The organism is Vibrio sp. 970 (genome assembly GCF_033339075.1).
Map to the genome: position 1 here is coordinate 72989 of NZ_JAWOTW010000017.1, position 17488 is coordinate 90476.

General features: G+C 45.3%; 13 protein-coding genes. 4 read left to right on the forward strand and 9 right to left on the reverse strand.

Annotated elements, in window-relative coordinates:
* The 9 genes from R7Q11_RS20670 to R7Q11_RS20710 all read right to left on the reverse strand — a co-directional run bounded on the left by R7Q11_RS20670 (position 1) and on the right by R7Q11_RS20710 (position 10590).
* Entirely contained in the window at positions 1–1725 is a 1725-nt protein-coding gene (locus tag R7Q11_RS20670; protein WP_225466682.1) for a GspE/PulE family protein, read from the reverse strand.
* The gene (locus R7Q11_RS20675) at positions 1722–2816 is read right to left on the reverse strand and encodes a tetratricopeptide repeat protein (protein WP_025767599.1); all 1095 of its coding nucleotides are present in this window, start codon (positions 2814–2816) and stop codon (positions 1722–1724) included. The genes R7Q11_RS20670 and R7Q11_RS20675 overlap by 4 nt, the downstream gene beginning before the upstream one ends.
* On the reverse strand, positions 2813–3658 hold the full coding sequence (locus tag R7Q11_RS20680) for an ExeA family protein (protein ID WP_005381192.1): 846 nt from the start codon (positions 3656–3658) through the stop codon (positions 2813–2815). The genes R7Q11_RS20675 and R7Q11_RS20680 overlap by 4 nt, the downstream gene beginning before the upstream one ends.
* A 44-nt stretch (positions 3659–3702) precedes the next feature.
* Positions 3703–5343 carry a pilus (MSHA type) biogenesis protein MshL gene (gene mshL, locus R7Q11_RS20685; RefSeq protein WP_025767598.1) on the reverse strand — a complete coding sequence of 547 codons (1641 nt, stop codon included), beginning with the start codon at positions 5341–5343 and terminating at the stop codon, positions 3703–3705.
* Between the two features lie 20 nt (positions 5344–5363).
* Positions 5364–5696, reverse strand: a complete 333-nt coding sequence (locus R7Q11_RS20690; protein ID WP_005381196.1) for a hypothetical protein — start codon at positions 5694–5696, stop codon at positions 5364–5366.
* Entirely contained in the window at positions 5689–6339 is a 651-nt protein-coding gene (gspM, locus tag R7Q11_RS20695) for a type II secretion system protein GspM (protein ID WP_005381197.1), read from the reverse strand. The genes R7Q11_RS20690 and gspM overlap by 8 nt, the downstream gene beginning before the upstream one ends.
* Positions 6336–7781, reverse strand: coding sequence for a hypothetical protein (locus tag R7Q11_RS20700; RefSeq protein WP_025767597.1), 1446 nt, complete (start codon positions 7779–7781; stop codon positions 6336–6338). Before R7Q11_RS20700 ends, gspM begins: the two co-directional genes overlap by 4 nt.
* An 11-nt stretch (positions 7782–7792) precedes the next feature.
* The gene (csrD, locus tag R7Q11_RS20705) at positions 7793–9802 is read right to left on the reverse strand and encodes an RNase E specificity factor CsrD (RefSeq protein WP_225466683.1); all 2010 of its coding nucleotides are present in this window, start codon (positions 9800–9802) and stop codon (positions 7793–7795) included.
* A gap of 242 nt (positions 9803–10044) precedes the next feature.
* On the reverse strand, positions 10045–10590 hold the full coding sequence (locus R7Q11_RS20710; RefSeq protein WP_025767596.1) for a single-stranded DNA-binding protein: 546 nt from the start codon (positions 10588–10590) through the stop codon (positions 10045–10047).
* Positions 10591–10867: 277 nt separating this feature from the next.
* Here R7Q11_RS20710 and R7Q11_RS20715 point away from each other — a divergent pair, with 277 nt between their 5' ends.
* The 4 genes from R7Q11_RS20715 to R7Q11_RS20730 all read left to right on the forward strand — a co-directional run bounded on the left by R7Q11_RS20715 (position 10868) and on the right by R7Q11_RS20730 (position 17365).
* A complete protein-coding gene (locus tag R7Q11_RS20715; protein WP_025767595.1) occupies positions 10868–11512 on the forward strand; it encodes a LuxR C-terminal-related transcriptional regulator in 645 nt (214 codons plus the stop codon).
* 159 nt (positions 11513–11671) lie between these two features.
* Positions 11672–12544: a UTP--glucose-1-phosphate uridylyltransferase GalU gene (galU, locus tag R7Q11_RS20720; protein WP_005381239.1), complete on the forward strand. Its 873-nt coding sequence runs from the start codon at positions 11672–11674 to the stop codon at positions 12542–12544.
* Positions 12545–12693: 149 nt separating this feature from the next.
* Positions 12694–15516, forward strand: coding sequence for an excinuclease ABC subunit UvrA (gene uvrA / locus R7Q11_RS20725; RefSeq protein ID WP_025767594.1), 2823 nt, complete (start codon positions 12694–12696; stop codon positions 15514–15516).
* 67 nt (positions 15517–15583) lie between these two features.
* The gene (locus R7Q11_RS20730) at positions 15584–17365 is read left to right on the forward strand and encodes a PglL family O-oligosaccharyltransferase (RefSeq protein ID WP_042523506.1); all 1782 of its coding nucleotides are present in this window, start codon (positions 15584–15586) and stop codon (positions 17363–17365) included.
* Positions 17366–17488 lie beyond the last annotated feature (123 nt).

The following is a 17488-nucleotide window of genomic DNA, read 5'->3' on the forward strand; positions in this document are numbered from 1 at the left end:
CTATATGAAAATGGGATCAGTCTTACCAGAAGCATCACCCTCACCTAGGGTCATCACTTCATCCAAACTGACGGTGCCTTGTAGCGTCAGTTCCATTGCAGAAGCAAGCAGTGGCTTATAGTTTTCTGAGCGGCGCGCGGCTTGCGCAAAGCCAACCGCATCATTGGCGCGCAATTTATCCATCATCTCTTGCTCAAGTTCGAGCATTTCAAACACACCGATTCGGCCTCGATAACCAGTCAAGTTACAGTTTTGGCAACCTGCGCCTTTATAAAAAATGGTGCTAACTTGATTTGGGAAACGCCCAGCTAACCACTGCTGGCGAGACTCATCTAAGTGGTCTTCTGTTTTACAATCTGGGCAAACTCGGCGCACAAGACGCTGCGCCACCACGGCTCTGACTGCACTAGCAACCAAGTAACCCGGCGCACCCATGTCGATCATACGTAACGCACTGTCGACAGCATCGTTGGTGTGGAGAGTACTCAATACTAAGTGACCCGTTAGTGCAGCTCGCAGACCAATTTCTACTGTCTCTTGATCACGCATCTCACCAACAAGAATGATGTCTGGGTCTTGACGTAAAAAGGTTCTAAGAACACGCGAGAAAGTTAGATCGATCTTACTGTTAACCTGTACCTGAGTGATGCGAGGCAGACGATATTCAACCGGGTCCTCTGCTGTAATGATCTTTTTCCCAGGTTCGTTGAGCTCACTCAATGCACCGTAAAGCGTGGTGGTTTTACCGGAACCTGTCGGCCCGGTAACCAAAATCATGCCATGCGGACGCGCCAACTGTCGACGTAAGCGAGCAAGCAAGTCTGGCGGCAAGCCCGACTCTTCTAACGGACGCAAACCAGCGGACTGGTTAAGCAGACGCATTACTACAGATTCTCCGTACTGCGTTGGTAACGTCGACATACGAATATCAATTGATTGGCCACGAACTTTGATATTGAATCGGCCATCTTGCGGCAAGCGCTTTTCAGAAATATCTAGGTGTGCCATCAACTTCAGTCGAAGAACCAAAGCCGATGCAATATTCACTTCATTTAAGAGCGTTTCATGCAATACGCCATCAATACGCTGGCGCAAACGCAATACTTGATCGTCTGGCTCAATATGAATATCCGAAGCTCCAACCTGTACCGCATCTTCAAACATGGAATTAACCAGCTTTACAACGGTAACCTCTTCACTATCGGCTTCATCAATACCGTAATCAAAGCTTTGTACATCTTTATGCTCTTCATGCAGCTGTTCAGCAAAGGAGGCTATCTCTTTAGTACGGCGGTAATAACGGTCAAAGCTTGAAATAAGCTGACGCTCTGAAGCAACAATGAACTCAAGGTTGTATTGGCCCAACAAGTTCATCAATGATTCTTGGATGAACAAGTCCGCAGGGTCACTCATAGCAACGCGCAGTGTGTCCCCATTTCGAGCAACGACCATCGCACGTAAGCGACGTGCGTGTACCTCAGGTAGAATCTGCACGGCTTCGGCATCCACAGGCGCACGACCAAGATCGATCAGTGGCAAACCAAGCTGCTGAGACAAGAAGTCCAACATTTGCTTTTCAGTAATAAAGCCAAGGTCAATTAACGCATCCCCTAACTTCTGCCCGGTACTGCGTTGTGCGTTTAGTGCTTGCTGGATTTGTTCTTCAGAGACGATACCTTCCTCAACCAGAAGATCGCCCAAGCGTTTTCTCAACTGAATTTTCATTGTGCGCTCTCCAACTCTTTCAAGATGCTCAAACGGTCACGGATAAATGCTTGCGATTGATTCGAAATGCCAACTTTACCCAGAGCTTGGTTGTAAGAGTTGATCGCGGCAGTAAAAGCCAGGGCGCGCTCTTGTTGAATAGCCAAACCTAACCACCAGCGCGCGTTTTCCGGCTCACGCTGAGTTAGGAGTTGATAGCTCTCAAGCGCAATGTCATTTTGCTTGTGTTTTTGTGCCAATGCCGCACGCATCGCCAAGTAATCTCGACTTGGTACTGGAGGCAAATGAACAAGCGGGCTCAGCGCCGCTTCAGGTTGATTAGCTTTCACTAACAACTTAGACAAGGCCAAGCGAAGTACTTGGTTGTTCGTATCTAGGTTGATACCTTCTTGAATAATCTCATATGCTTTACGCGTGTCACCTTTACCAAAGTACAACGCTGATAGCTTTTGACGCGTGTCTGCATTCATTGGCTCATAACGCAACGCCTCGGCATAAGCCGATAACGCCGTTTGCATATCGTTAGCATCGAGTGCTTTTTCCGCTCGACTAACTGCCTTAAGAGAAAGCTGACGATGTGTAAGCTCAACCTGCTCAATACGCATTGAGCTGTTTTCTGATGTCGTGTGGGTTACGGGATCGTATTGTTCCTCGCTCGGCATCGTTGCTAACTGCGCGAGTAAAACTGCCTCTTCAGAGGCGGTATTTATCTCAGATCTTGGCGTGAACCTATCAGTCTCTTGCATGTGAGGCTGTTGCGCTACTGGCTGCGTGGCTGGTTTGGTGTAAACCACATGAGTTGTATCGGGCGTCATTTTACTCGTTGGCGAGTGAGTGCGCTCCGATGAAACAATTGGTGAGACATTCACAGACGACAGTGGCATAGCGTCGGTTTGAAACTGTGATAGCTCGCCTGAAGGGACAGGACCGCGAGAGACCGCCCAGCTACCAACCGCAAGGCTTAACGAAAAACCGGCGACAAGCCAAAGCCAAGGTTTACTGCGTGAGACACTTGGAATCTCCGCACGAGTAAGCTCTGACGGCGATGTTTTTTCAGCAAGTTCTGATAATGCTTTATTGATGGCACTCAAGGTTGACTCCATCCCCAAAATACGGGTGTTTTAAACTTAGGTTTACGGGCATCAAACGTATCGTGCATAGCGGCGTAAACGTGATGATTTTTTAATAGTGTGCAACGATCATTAAATGCAGCAAGCAACGACTTGTGGCTAATTTGGTTTATCAAGCGCGGAATCCCCATGGATGAACGCCAAATCGCTTTTTTCTGTTCAATAGAAAAAATGTGCGCCCCATTGCCTGCTTTATCTAAACGATTATTGATGTAAGCCACGCCTTCATCGATAGAGAGAGGACGTAACTGGCAACTAAACGTAATGCGTTGACGAAATTGCCTTAGCTCATGGTTAGCTAATCTTTCATCCAACTCAGGTTGTCCGAATAACACCAATTGAATGAGCTTATCTTGTTCCGTTTCTAGATTGCCAAATAGACGCAATGTTTCTAAAGCTTGTGGGGAAAGAGCTTGCGCTTCATCAACGATCAAGACGGTTTTCTTTCCCAAGGCATGTACTTGAATCAAGTGCTCTTGAATGAGGGAAACGATACGCAGCGGATCATCGTTCTCGATACCCAACTCTCTGGCGACAGCAAACTGCAACTGCTCCCCATTCAACACTGGATTGGGTAAGTAAATAAGCTCAACTTCAGATTCAATCTGCTCGATCAGCTTACGGCATACCATGGTTTTTCCAGTGCCGACTTCTCCCGTCACCTTAATCACCCCTTCTCCCATTTGCACGGCAGCTAGGATGGTTTGGATCGCCTCATAGTGAGGGACTAACCCCAAGAACATTTCTGTATTTGGGGTTAACGAAAAAGGCTGAACTCGGAACCCAAAGTGTGACAAGTACATACTCGAATCACAAACCTATTGAAAAACAGAACCTTTCCCAGCGCTTATTGCGCATCTGGGAACCACTCTTGCAGCAGATCACGAGAGCGCTCTAGCTCTTTCTGCCAAGAGTTCACGCCAACTACGGTCGGTTTTAGCAAGATGACCAATTCTGTTTTCTCAGTTACGTTATTCACGTTGCGGAACAAATGCCCCAGTGCTGGTACATCGCCCAAAAATGGGACTTTAGAAACAAGCTCACGATTTTGCTGTTTCATCAACCCGCCGATAACCACAACATCGCCATCTTTAGCACGAATAACCGAGTCTGATTCACGAATAGAGCTTTTCGCTAATGGCAGTTGGATGTTTTGGAAATCTCCGCCCAAGTTCAATTGCTTCACTTCTTCCGTGACTTCAATAACTGCGGGGTGAACATGCAGGAACACATTGCCTTTGTTATCAATTTGCGGAGTCACATCGAGGGAAATACCCGAGAAGAATGGCGTCAGTTCCACTTCAGGAACTGCATTTGAGTTTTCACCGTTGCCTGCATTGCTCGATAGCTCGGTAACAAAGTACTCATCGGTACCCACTTTGATGACAGATTTTTGGTTGTTGGCAGCGGTAATACGAGGGCTCGAAAGGACGTTCAAGTCACCTTGCGTAGACATGAAGCTCAACACGGCATTGAAGTTACCATCCGAAATAGTCACGTTAGTTTGACCGCCCAATAGCGTGCCAATCGCATCCAATGGTGGTAATGTCGACGCAGGGCGGTTGACTACGATATTACCCGAGTTACCAATTGACGCCGATAAGTTTGACCAGTTGATGCCTTGTTGGTAGCCATCATTCAACGTCACTTCTAGGATTTTAGCTTCAAGAATGACCTGGCGCTGCATGCGCTCCTGCGATACACCTAAGAACTCGCGTACTTCGCGAATATCATCTGGAAATGCTCGAACCGTAATAACTCCCGCTTGTGGCGTTACAACCACACTTTGCCCTTTGCCTGAACCAATTAGATTCGCAACAGCTTGCTGCAGCATAGGCCAGAAGTCACTCTCAGTGATGGTTTCAATGCGTGTACCACCCGTAGATGTGGTCGAGCTATCGTTGTTGTTTCCATTGTTAGAGTCTGACGAGTCAGAACTGTCTGAGCTACCACCAGAATTAGACGTACCAGCCGAGGTTACAGAGCCCGTAACAATGCTGGTTAATGAGCGACCAGAACGCTTGAACTGCAGGTAATCGACTGGAATGGTCACAGTACGCATACCTGCTGGGTAGATTTGAATAACTTTGCCAGACTTCACCACGTCATAGCCATACATATTCTGTACGACATTCAGAACTTCATCCAATGTCACATCTGACAAGTTGACGGTGATATTACCTTGTACCGATGGGTGAATCGCCACGCTGTACTCAGTGCCTTTCACTAATGAGGCGAAAAAGCTTCTTGCATCGACCGCATTCGCCTGAATACGAAAACGCTTCGAGGTGCCTTGCTCTGATGCAACGTTCGAGTCTAAATTTGGCATTAAGTCTGCCTCAACAGAAGAAGGGATTTCTTCCAATGTGCGGCTGTTCGCTTGATTGATCGATTCATTGAGCGCTTCTTTAACTTCCACTGGATTCCGATGACCCATTGAACATCCCATTAAAGAAGCAATCGTTATTCCTACAACTAATTTGCGCATATCTGATCGGGCTCTGGTTATTATTGTTTTACGTTTAAATCAAAAAGCTCTAGGTCCCACTGACGGTTACCACGCTTTAAAGTTACAAATTCACTATTAATGCTCGCGACGCGATAACCCTTAAATAGCTCGCCTTTTTCGACAAGTTTGTTATCCATAATCGCGATACAATCAGTACTTGGCTTACACACAATACTGTTGAGCTTAGGCAGTCGGTACCGTTTAACTTTTGGTTTCGCTGACGTTTCAACCGCTGGCTTTTCCCAACCAAGTGGGGCCGTTGGGTCCTGGTTTGCCCAAGCGGTTCCTGCCGCTGCCATAACAAGCAATGAGATGATGAGTTTGTTAACCACCAATAAACTCCTCTCTAGATCCTAGTGTGTAGACTTCTAACACAAGCTTCGCTTTCGGGTACTCTTCGACTTTATAACTAAAGCTGCGCCAGTAATAACTCGCAGGAAGGCTCTCCAATTTATTCAGATAATTAGCAATAGAAAAATAGTCACCAGTCAGTTCCATACGAACAGGATGCACGTAGTAACCAGAGTATTGCGATGCTTCTTTATCTTCCGTTATTGGCTCAGATGGCAAGGTTTGCAGAGACAAAAGGTGAATGCCACTTTGCTGCTCCAACACATTTTCAAGCAGCTCAGCCATTTGCGAAGGTGTAATAAGATGCTCGATGATCTCCGCTAATTGCATCGAAAGATGCTGACTCTCAGCTAACAGATTAGATATCGCGCGATCAATCTCAGCATTTGGATCTTTCTTAAGTTGCGCCTGAATACGTAGCGTATCGATTTCAATCTTTTGATTGGCTTGCTTTAAATTACTTAGTTGCCTCTCATTACTGATGATCTCGTTAAGCTTTGGCTCCAATACCAGCGTAAAGAGCAACATGATCACGACAACTAAACCGCACAATGCGGTGAGCACTTTTTCACGCGTACTCATTTCGCCAAAGCGCCCTTCTAATGAGAGCCAGAATTCGTTCATTTCTCTTTATCCTCGCGCGTTTTTAGTTCAAACGTCACAATATCCTTATCATTTCGACCTATTTTGACGTCGTCAAACGTTCGGCCAACCAAGCTAATTTCATTTTTAAATTGGCTGACCCAATTTGGCACTGAGCTCGGTTTTTTCGCTAGTCCCTTCAGGTCTAAGGTATGGGTATTGATTCGAATTTCGGACAAAGAAATTTCTTGGTTTCCTAGCTTCGCTAATGATTGCATCACGCCAGAGTAACCCGTGCGTTGCGAGTCATCGTATTTCCCGACAGCTTTAAGCGAGTCTCGCTTCGCCTTGACTTCACGCTCTAAGCGGGCTTTAGCTGCCAGCTTATTATTGTCAGGTTGATGTTTACGTAGCTTGACTTGATAACGTTCAAGCTCTGACTTCATGATATCGCCTTTACTTTTTACAATAGCAATCTCATCTTCCAAACCGCTGCTCTGCCAAGTGACATAACCGTAAGAAAATAGAATTGCAGCCGCCGCAACGCCCCAAGATAACGCGATATTTTTTAGCGTCAGGAGCTCTTTTTTCGGCTTTAAGTAATCGGGATATAAGTTGACGCGTCGAGTATTTGAAGTAGCCGCAGTGTCAGCCAAAACATGTCCTGATAGCTCATGTTCTGGTGGTAATAACGGTGAAACCTTAGTACTTAAACGGTAGTTCAGAGCCTGAACAAGCTCGCTCTCATCCTCTTCATCACAGCACACTTTCAATTGATGTAATTGCACGTGGCGTAACTGAGATGAAAGATAGTCAATCGAACGTTGCAGTTCTAACGACAGACTGTCCATCTGTAAATCGCTAGACGGAACCCCCGTTAACGGTGGCGTCACACTGCGAATAGAGCGGTGGAACGCAATAGTATTTTCGACAAAAGCGCTTATACGGAAATGACCACGCACACTGCGTTGTAATAATAGGAAGTTTCCTAGTTCACCCGCAGTCTCTCCCCAAATATCGTCTTCAGGAAGAATGGCTTCTAATGGTAACTGGGCTCGACTGGCCAGTAACACAATCTTATCCAATATTTTTCGCGATAAGACGTATGCTTGCACTTTGGTTGAATTCGGTAACTCGACCGCATCGGCAATAATGTCGATGGCACGCTCAGAGATCAGTTCTTTCAACAAAAACGGTAATGCGGCTGGCCATTCTTGACGCGGCATGACCGGTTTGTCGATTTGGTACATCTGGTAATAGTTATGAGAAAGAACAACCGTTAATGAATCATACGCACTCGCTGCAACGCTCAATGCTTGCTCAACGGCTTTTTCCCAATTGGACTCAGAAATATCAAATTGGTATGGACGACTACTTTTGATTGAAGATGATAAATAAACGGCGTCTGGCTGAATAACCAAAAAGCAGGAGCGATCACCACTAGATGATCGCTTAAGCTTGTCGAATAGTGCTTTGAAATCCATGATTATTATCTTTATTTTTTCCGCCAGCGATTTCGTCTTCCCAATTTAACTTGGGATTCTGATTGAGAATTCGGCAACGCTTGGGGACGAGGAAGAAACTGCTGCTCCGCAGAAAAGTAACGCCCTTGCCCACCATAAACCCCGAGCTCAATTAATGTGTTGAGCTCGTTCTGATTCTCAATTCCCACTGCTATAATTTTAGTTTTACTGTTTGCCGCCGCACCTAGCATACTGCGGACAAATAGCTGGTTTTCATGTCGTTGGTCGATTTTTGCTACTAAACTGCGATGAAGTTTAAGGTAACGAATATCCACTTCTTTTAAATAGTGAGTGCTGACGATGGTACGCCCAGCCTGCCCAACCATTAAGTGGCACCCTAAACCGGCCAGCATTTTAGCGACTGGTCGCATAAAGTCTAAGTGTCTTACAAATTGTGCTTCAACAAACTCAAAACTGAGACACTTTCTCTGCTCACGTGACAACTGTAAGAGTTCATCACGAAACCATTTAAAGTACTCTCGGTTAGAAAATGGCGTTACATTCAAATTGAGCGCATACGATCTTGAGTTATCAAAATTATCCTTAAACTCTCTTAAGAATTTATTAATAACCGACTTATCCATTTGCGCTTCATAACCAACCTGTCTGATCGCAGAAATGAACCGAGACGCTTTAACAATCCCATTCTCAGGATCGCGAATCCGACATGTTAACTCTTCATATAATGATTTTTTATGCGTCGCGTCACTTATTGGGTGCACAGATTGTGCGTAGAGTATCACACTTTCTGGTGTAAGTGCTGTGTCAAATAACGTTCTCCATCTCACACTTCCGCGAGCTTCTTCATCGTGGTTCCATTTTTTGAAGCGACTCCAATTATTGTTATTTTGTAGTTGCGCACTACGCAAAGCAGTCTCGGCTTCATCAATGATTTGGCTGTGTCGCTCACCTTCTTTATAAGTGGTGATGCCAATATGGCACCAGTTGTCTGGATCAAGTGGCTCTGGCGGCATTAACTTTTCTAACTGGCGAATGCATTGCGAGGCAAGGTTAGCCACATCTTTCGCACTTTGGTGCGGTAGAAAAAGCGCAAAATCAGCATCGTAATAACGGGAAAATACAACATCTGGGTATCGTTGAACTAAATTGGACAATAAACTCCCAACTTCAACAATAAACTCATCCGTAATTTGCTTATCTTGCTCTTCTTCAACCAGTTTCCAGTCTTGAATACGAACTAGCAACACGGCGCCGCGAGCCCCGCTTTCTAGTAACGCCGATTCCAACTTGCTATCAAATAACACTCGGTTAGCGGTACCGGTTAGCTTATCAAGGAAGGTTTGAGTTCGAATAAAGGTATCAAATCGGCTTCGCTCTTGACGCGCATCTTGTAACTCTTCGATTAATACATCGAGCGCTTCACTGGCGGTGTAAGGCCATTCTTTTTTGTCACCTTTGGCATACTGCTCCACCCTACCAGCCAGGATCATTCTGCCTCGCTCTTCGAGCATTTCGGAGCCTTCTAATTGCTCCTTAAGCCATGCCACGCCGCGCATTAAGCAGAAGATGATCAATATAACGGCAAGCGTGATCGACCAAAGCGCCTGCATTGAGTAGCTGTAACCTAAGTAAGGGGGAATTGCTTTAAAGTGAATCGTGTAACCTTGATTGTGAGTCAGCTGATACTCTGCCTCAAACAAGACTGACGCTTCCATTTGATGAGAAGTATCTTTGAAGCGATAAACAACGGCGTTGTTGGTCGACAACGTCATTTCGACAATATTGGAAGCTTGCAGCATTTTCGGCATCCAGCGCTGCATAGAATAAGCGGCGTCAGGATCTTCCATCTCCTTGTCGACCACCTCTACGATCCCTTCTAAATAATGGGTGAGATATTCCTGCCCAAGACGTTTAAAAGAGAGGGTGCCACCGACAAACAAGATAAACATGGCGCAGATAACGATCATGGTGACAAAGGCCACCAGCCGTGTGCTTAACTTAAGAGTTGGGGTATACCTCATGAATACCAAATTCCTTTTTTATTCATCATATACCTTATTGAAATATTTATACTTGATAAGAGTTCATCAAACAATCGGATTAGTCTGATAGTGAGAGGCTGGAGCATAAAGAAAATCACACTCATTGATAAGTTTTATTGTTACGCCTAACCTTGCCAAGATAAGCCTGTGAGATCATCAGATTGCGACAATAAAAAAGGCCGCGATATTCGCGGCCTTTTCGATTCAAGCATAAGCAGAATTTAGAACGGGATATCGTCGTCAAAATCCATTGGTGGCTCATTGTACTGCTGCTGTGATTGCTGCGGAGCCTGTTGTTGTGGTTGCTGTTGCTGTTGCTGAGGCACATTGTACTGCTGCTGAGCTGGCTGTTGAGGCTGACCCCATCCACCTTGTTGCTGCTGTTGACCGCCCATAGGTGCACCGCCACCTTGAGCACGACCGCCAAGCATTTGCATCACACCATTGAAGCCTTGAACAACGACTTCAGTTGAGTAGCGATCTTGACCACTTTGATCTTGCCATTTGCGAGTTTGCAGTTGCCCTTCAATGTAAACTTGAGAGCCTTTACGCAAGTACTCACCTGCTACTTCCGCAAGTTTGCCGAACAACACAACACGGTGCCATTCCGTTTTTTCGCGCTGTTCGCCAGTCGCTTTATCACGCCATGAATCAGAAGTCGCAATAGTAATGTTTGCTACTGCACCGCCATTCGGCATGTAACGAATTTCAGGGTCGTTACCTAGATTCCCCACCAAAATAACTTTGTTAATTCCACGGCTGGCCATGATGTGCTCCGTTTCACTCTGGATATATAAAATTTTAGCGCATTAGAATAGCACGCTTTAATGTTTTGATTAAAGTCTAATACCATTGTGATCTATTGAGTCATCCTCTAGAACCCAAATCGTATTTCAACTTACGTGTGTAGCATTTTTGATTCGCGTTGCAGACATCGTTTCGTGAAGCTTTGAATTCGAACGCATTTATTCAGTAAAGCGATGGTTATGGCCTCTCTTTAATGCCAGTTTATGGCTTCTATTGAACCCAGGGAGATTGGAACACGTGAGAAAGTCGGCTTACGCAAGAAAGCTATTTCTGATCAGTATGGAAGGTAATGCGCAAAAAAAAGTGGCGGCACTCGAAAAGTACGTTGATATGAGCATCCCGGTGATTTCAACCGCAGCACTCATGGAAGCCAAGCCACAACACCGTAATAAAATTCTACTGATCGACTTCAGTGAACATAAATCACTTGTTCAATCGATCAAAAACTTGCCTCTTGTATGGAAAAACTTTGAAACCGTTGTCTTCAACGTGCCTAAAAGACTAACCACGGATGAACTTCTTTCATTTGGTCAATTAAAAGGTGTGTTTTATTCCGAAGATACGCTAGAGCAAATTGGAGAAGGGTTAAAAGGCATTGTTAACGGTCAAAACTGGCTGCCGCGTAATGTAACCAGTCAACTTTTACACTATTACCGCAATGTCATTAATACTCATACTGCACCAGCTACGGTAGACCTAACCATTCGTGAGCTACAAGTACTGCGTTGCCTACAAGCTGGCGCCTCGAACAGTCAGATGGCCGAGGAGTTATTCGTCAGTGAATTCACCATCAAATCGCACTTGTATCAGATATTCAAAAAGCTATCCGTAAAGAACCGAGTACAGGCAATCGCCTGGGCAGACCAAAACTTAATGTCTTGATGCAATGTGAGCGGCTCTGATAACTGAAATGACGAGTCGCTCATCTTTTTTCCGCACCGAGTCTCACATTTTTTCCTACTTTATTCATGATTCATTGATACCTCTCGTGTTAAAGTTATGCGCAGATTCTTGATAAAAACGAGATAGGATATTCCCCCAATGATAAAAAAATGTCTGTTCCCTGCTGCAGGCTATGGCACACGCTTCCTACCGGCAACGAAATCTATGCCAAAAGAGATGATGCCAGTCGTGAACAAACCGCTTATTGAATACGGTGTCGAAGAAGCAATCCAAGCTGGTATGAACGGCATGTGTATTGTGACAGGTCGTGGCAAGCACTCGATCATGGACCACTTTGATAAGAACTACGAACTGGAACATCAGATTAGCGGTACCAACAAAGAAGAGCTGTTGGTAGATATCCGTGAAATCATTGAATCTGCAAACTTCACTTATATACGTCAACGCGAAATGAAAGGCTTGGGCCACGCGATTCTAACTGGACGAGAATTGGTAGGCGATGAGCCATTTGCTGTTGTTCTTGCTGATGACCTTTGTGTGAACGAGCAAGAGGGCGTACTGGCTCAGATGGTGGCACTATTTAAGCAGTTCCGCTGTTCTATCGTTGCAGTGCAAGAAGTACCAGCCGAAGAAACGCACAAATACGGCGTTATCTCTGGTGAAATGATCAAAGACGACATCTATCGCGTAGACGACATGGTAGAAAAACCAGAGAAAGGCACGGCACCTAGCAACCTTGCTATCATTGGCCGCTACATCCTGACTCCCGATATTTTTGAACTGATTGAAAACACCGAACCAGGTAAAGGTGGTGAAATTCAAATCACTGACGCGCTGCTAAAACAAGCAAAAGCGGGCTGTGTATTGGCTTACAAATTCAAGGGCAAACGCTTTGACTGTGGTAGCGTTGAAGGTTACATCGAAGCAACTAACTATTGTTTTGAAAACCTGTATCTAAAAGATGAAAAAACCTCTGAGCTAGGTAAGCACGCAACACAAAAAGCAGTATAAAGCATCGTTGTAGTACGAAATTACTGTATCGAAAGCCCAGCACAACGCTGGGCTTTTTACTTTACTGTTTTTTTATCCAGTAATTTTCTTTGCACATTTCTCACACTATGTAATACTTGCCCCACTTGGTTATACATAGAGCAAAAACGATGGATAAAATAGAAGTTCGCGGTGCCCGAACCCATAACCTTAAAGACATTAATCTTACAATCCCTCGCGATAAATTGATTGTCATTACTGGACTAAGTGGCTCCGGTAAATCCTCTCTCGCTTTCGATACATTGTATGCAGAAGGCCAACGACGCTACGTAGAGTCTCTCTCTGCCTACGCTCGTCAGTTTTTGTCTCTGATGGAAAAACCCGATGTCGACCATATTGAAGGGTTATCACCCGCGATTTCTATTGAACAGAAGTCTACTTCTCATAACCCGCGTTCAACCGTCGGTACAATTACCGAAGTCTACGACTACTTGCGTCTGTTGTATGCTCGTGTAGGCGAACCCCGCTGTCCAACGCACCATGCCCCTCTTGCTGCGCAAACCATCAGTCAAATGGTGGACAAAGTTCTGGAGATGCCAGAAGGCAGCAAAATGATGCTGTTGGCACCCATTGTCAAAGAGCGTAAAGGTGAGCATGTTAAAACGCTTGAGAACTTAGCGGCTCAAGGCTTTATTCGTGCGCGTATTGATGGAGAGACTTGCGATCTGTCCGATCCTCCAACGCTAGAGCTACATAAAAAGCACACCATTGAAGTCGTGGTAGACCGCTTTAAAGTTCGTCCAGACTTACAACAGCGCTTGGCCGAATCTTTCGAGACAACACTCGAATTATCAGGCGGAATTGCGGTTGTCGCGCCAATGGATGGCGACGGTGAAGAGATTATTTTCTCCGCCAACTTCGCTTGTCCACAATGTGGTTACAGCATGCAAGAGTTAGAGCCGCGACTTTTCTCATTCAACAACCCTGCTGGTGCATGTGGCACTTGTGATGGCTTGGGTGTTCAACAATACTTCGATCCAAGCCGAGTCATTCAAGATGATTCATTAAGCTTGGCACAAGGTGCGATTCGCGGTTGGGATCAAAAGAACTACTACTACTTCCAAATGCTCACCTCATTGGCCGATCATTATGGTTTTGACCTCCATGCCCCTTTTAATTCTCTGCCAAAGAAAACGCAAGATGTCATTCTAAAGGGCTCAGGTCGTACTGAGATTGAGTTTAAATACATCAACGATCGTGGCGATATTCGCGTTAAACGCCATCCATTCGAAGGTATTCTGAATACCCTAGAACGTCGCTATCGTGATACAGAATCCAACTCTGTCCGTGAAGAGCTTGCAAAATACATCTCCACTAAATCTTGTTCAAGCTGTGGCGGTACTCGTCTACGCCTTGAAGCACGTAACGTGTTTATTGCTGATACGACACTACCTGAGATTGTTGAACTCAGCATTGCTGATGCATTGGAATTCTTCCATTCCTTGAAACTGGAAGGTCAACGCGCCCAAATCGCTGAAAAAGTGATGAAGGAAATCAACGACCGTCTGCAATTCTTAGTTAACGTCGGTTTGAACTACCTAAACTTATCACGCAGTGCTGAAACCTTATCAGGCGGTGAAGCTCAACGTATTCGTTTAGCAAGCCAAATTGGTGCAGGTCTTGTTGGTGTCATGTACGTCTTAGATGAACCGTCGATTGGCCTCCACCAGCGTGATAACGAACGACTCCTAAAAACACTGACTCATTTGCGCGATTTAGGTAATACCGTACTTGTGGTAGAACACGATGAAGATGCGATTCGCTGTGCAGATCATGTCATAGATATTGGTCCTGGTGCTGGCGTACATGGTGGTAATGTTGTTGCGGAAGGCACCATGGAAGAGATAGTCGCGAATCCGAATTCTCTGACAGGTCAGTACTTAAGTGGTGTTAAAGAAATCGCAGTACCGAAAGATCGTACGCCGCGAGATCCGAAAAAAACGGTTGAGCTATTAGGCGCTACAGGTAATAACCTTAAAAACGTTAACCTTTCAATTCCTGTTGGGTTATTCAGCTGTATTACAGGAGTATCTGGCTCAGGTAAATCAACGCTGATTAATGATACTTTCTTTAAAATTGCGCATACCCAACTTAACGGAGCGACAACGGCTCAGCCTTCACCTTATAAATCGATTAAAGGTCTAGAGCACTTCGATAAAGTCATCGATATCGATCAAAGCCCAATTGGTCGTACACCTCGCTCTAACCCTGCAACCTATACGGGGATCTTTACACCAATCCGTGAACTGTTTGCAGGCACACAGGAGTCGCGTTCTCGCGGTTACAAGCCGGGCCGTTTTAGTTTTAACGTACGCGGTGGTCGTTGTGAGGCCTGTCAGGGTGACGGTGTTATCAAAGTAGAAATGCATTTCCTACCAGATGTTTATGTGCCATGTGATGTGTGTAACGGTAAACGCTACAACCGTGAAACGCTCGAAGTACGTTACAAAGGTAAAACTATTGATGAAGTGCTAGAAATGACGGTCGAAGATGCACGCACCTTCTTCGATCCAGTTCCTGCCATCGCTCGCAAACTACAAACACTGATGGATGTGGGTTTGTCGTACATACGATTGGGTCAAGCGGCAACAACACTCTCCGGTGGTGAAGCACAGCGTGTGAAACTGGCGCGAGAGCTATCCAAACGTGATACAGGAAAAACCTTGTACATTTTGGATGAACCAACAACCGGCTTGCACTTCCATGATATCCAGCAGTTGCTCACTGTACTGCACAGACTTCGCGACCACGGAAATACTGTCGTGGTGATCGAGCATAACCTGGACGTCATTAAGACTGCGGACTGGATTATCGATCTTGGTCCTGAAGGGGGTCAGGGTGGCGGCGAGATAATCGCTCAAGGCACTCCGGAAGATGTGTCGCAAATCGAGGGTTCGCACACAGCTCACTTCCTCAAGCCTATGTTGAAGTAGAAAAAACAGGTAAAGTATCGAGACCAGCAAGTGCTGGTCTTTTTTCATTCAAAACAACGCAATAACTATGGCTACTATACATGTAAGTGGAACAAAGCTTTCTCCCGAAAAAGTACAGGTTCCCCTCAATCGCAAGTTTCTCATTGCCTTGGCAACACTATTTGTGTTGGCAATGCACTTTTTCATGCCCAACCCCGGCGGTTCGGGGCTTTCGCTTTCGTTCAATGCGACAACTTGGATTGCTTTTAGCTTTGCATTAGGCATTGGGTGTTACCAACTTGCGAATAATCGAGTACTACGTTACTCAAAACTAACCATCGGCTTGTTCATTAGTGCTCTTATCATGACGGTGCCCATTCTGTACCCAAATGCGAATAGCAGTTTGGCAGCCAATAAGCTCATTGGCCTGTGGTGTGGTGTCCTGTTCTTTATTGTCTTACAACAATTTCATTTCAGTAATAAACATCGCCAACGCCTATTATGGTTCATTGTCCTTGCGGTTGTTATCGAAGCCATTTTTGGTTTGACACAATATCTGTATCTCAAACCAGGCAATCCGTTTGGTTACGACACGGTGGCCAATCGTCCTTATGGTATTTTCCAACAGCCCAATGTAATGGCCAGCTTTCTTGCGACAGGGTTGGTGATTGCCAGCTATTTACTTGCACGTCAGCCCTACAAATACGACCGTAAGTTAAGCGATGTTTACCTTCTCTATGCCGTACCAGTTTTAACTTTACCACTAATTGTGGCGTTGGCTTCACGCACTGGTTGGTTAGCCTCGGTCATCGCCGTGTTGTTGGTCATTCCATACATGTACCGCTTTGCAACCAAAGGGCGCTTTATCCGCTGGGTTGTGTCACTTGTAAGTGGGCTCTTACTCTCAGTCGTTGTCATGCATCTTGCCTTTCCTGATGGAGGTGGGTTAGCCGCAGAAAAAGTAAATATGGAGTCTCCTCGAGCGTATACTTTTCCACAAACATTAGACATGGTGATTGAAAAGCCTTTTACTGGTTATGGATATGGCAAGTTTGAATCTGAGTACATGCTGTATACGGCTCGTCAACATGCCCTAAATGAGAATTACCCAGCTGGTTTGCCAGCCATGGATCATCCGCATAATGAGCTACTTTACTGGGGAGTAGAAGGTGGCTTGCTGCCAATACTCGGCATCTTCTTAGCGATGGCACTGGTACTGTATCGAATCTATCAAGCCAAACGCGGAACTCGTCTTGCGTTGCTGGCCTTGTTTATACCTATCGTATTGCACTCGCAACTGGAATACCCTTTCTACCACTCTCTCGTGCATTGGTTGATCTTCGTTATCCTGCTGTACTGGGTAGATCAGCGCGTCTCTCGTTATCGACAAGTCGGCTTTAGTAATGTGACCAAAAGCTTGCTGCGTGTTTTTAGTTTGGTACTTCCCGTTGCGTTTACGTTTTACATGGTAAGCGCATTGCATACGAACTATGTATTGACGAAGTTTGAGACCACTAGGCCAACTAACCCTGATATTCTGAATCAAGTCAGTAACCCTGCGGTTTGGAAAGACAGGTTTGATTGGGATGTCTATAGCACGTTTTTAAACCTTGGGCTGTACCAACAAGACGCAACCTTGATTCAGCCTTATATCGATTGGTCGCTAAAAATCATCAAAGATAAGCCTCGCCCTGCATTTTATAATAATTTGATTTTGGCCTACCAAGGCTTAGATGACTCAAGTAAAGCGGAGCAAATTAGAGCTGAAGCGCAGTTTTTGTTCCCGAAGATTGATTTCAGTGACGTCAATTACCAACCACCTTCTCAAGCAATCTCTGCCTCACCAGCCCCCACTTCAGGTGCAGAGTAATAAGTACAAAAAAGCGAAGGGATGACCTTCGCTTTTCTTTATCTCATTGTGCCGTCCTAAATAAGGTTGACACTTTCCCCCAAAAAAATTGGAGAGTGTTATGAAATCAACAACTAAAAGAAC

Coding starts and splice junctions, on each gene's coding strand:
- R7Q11_RS20670 (WP_225466682.1), bottom strand. CDS start 1,725: ATGAAAATTCAGTTGAGAAAACGCTTGGGCGATCTTCTGGTTGAGGAA.
- R7Q11_RS20680 (WP_005381192.1), bottom strand. CDS start 3,658: ATGTACTTGTCACACTTTGGGTTCCGAGTTCAGCCTTTTTCGTTAACC.
- mshL (WP_025767598.1), bottom strand. CDS start 5,343: ATGCGCAAATTAGTTGTAGGAATAACGATTGCTTCTTTAATGGGATGT.
- gspM (WP_005381197.1), bottom strand. CDS start 6,339: ATGAACGAATTCTGGCTCTCATTAGAAGGGCGCTTTGGCGAAATGAGT.
- R7Q11_RS20700 (WP_025767597.1), bottom strand. CDS start 7,781: ATGGATTTCAAAGCACTATTCGACAAGCTTAAGCGATCATCTAGTGGT.
- csrD (WP_225466683.1), bottom strand. CDS start 9,802: ATGAGGTATACCCCAACTCTTAAGTTAAGCACACGGCTGGTGGCCTTT.
- R7Q11_RS20710 (WP_025767596.1), bottom strand. CDS start 10,590: ATGGCCAGCCGTGGAATTAACAAAGTTATTTTGGTGGGGAATCTAGGT.
- galU (WP_005381239.1), top strand. CDS start 11,672: ATGATAAAAAAATGTCTGTTCCCTGCTGCAGGCTATGGCACACGCTTC.
- uvrA (WP_025767594.1), top strand. CDS start 12,694: ATGGATAAAATAGAAGTTCGCGGTGCCCGAACCCATAACCTTAAAGAC.
- R7Q11_RS20730 (WP_042523506.1), top strand. CDS start 15,584: ATGGCTACTATACATGTAAGTGGAACAAAGCTTTCTCCCGAAAAAGTA.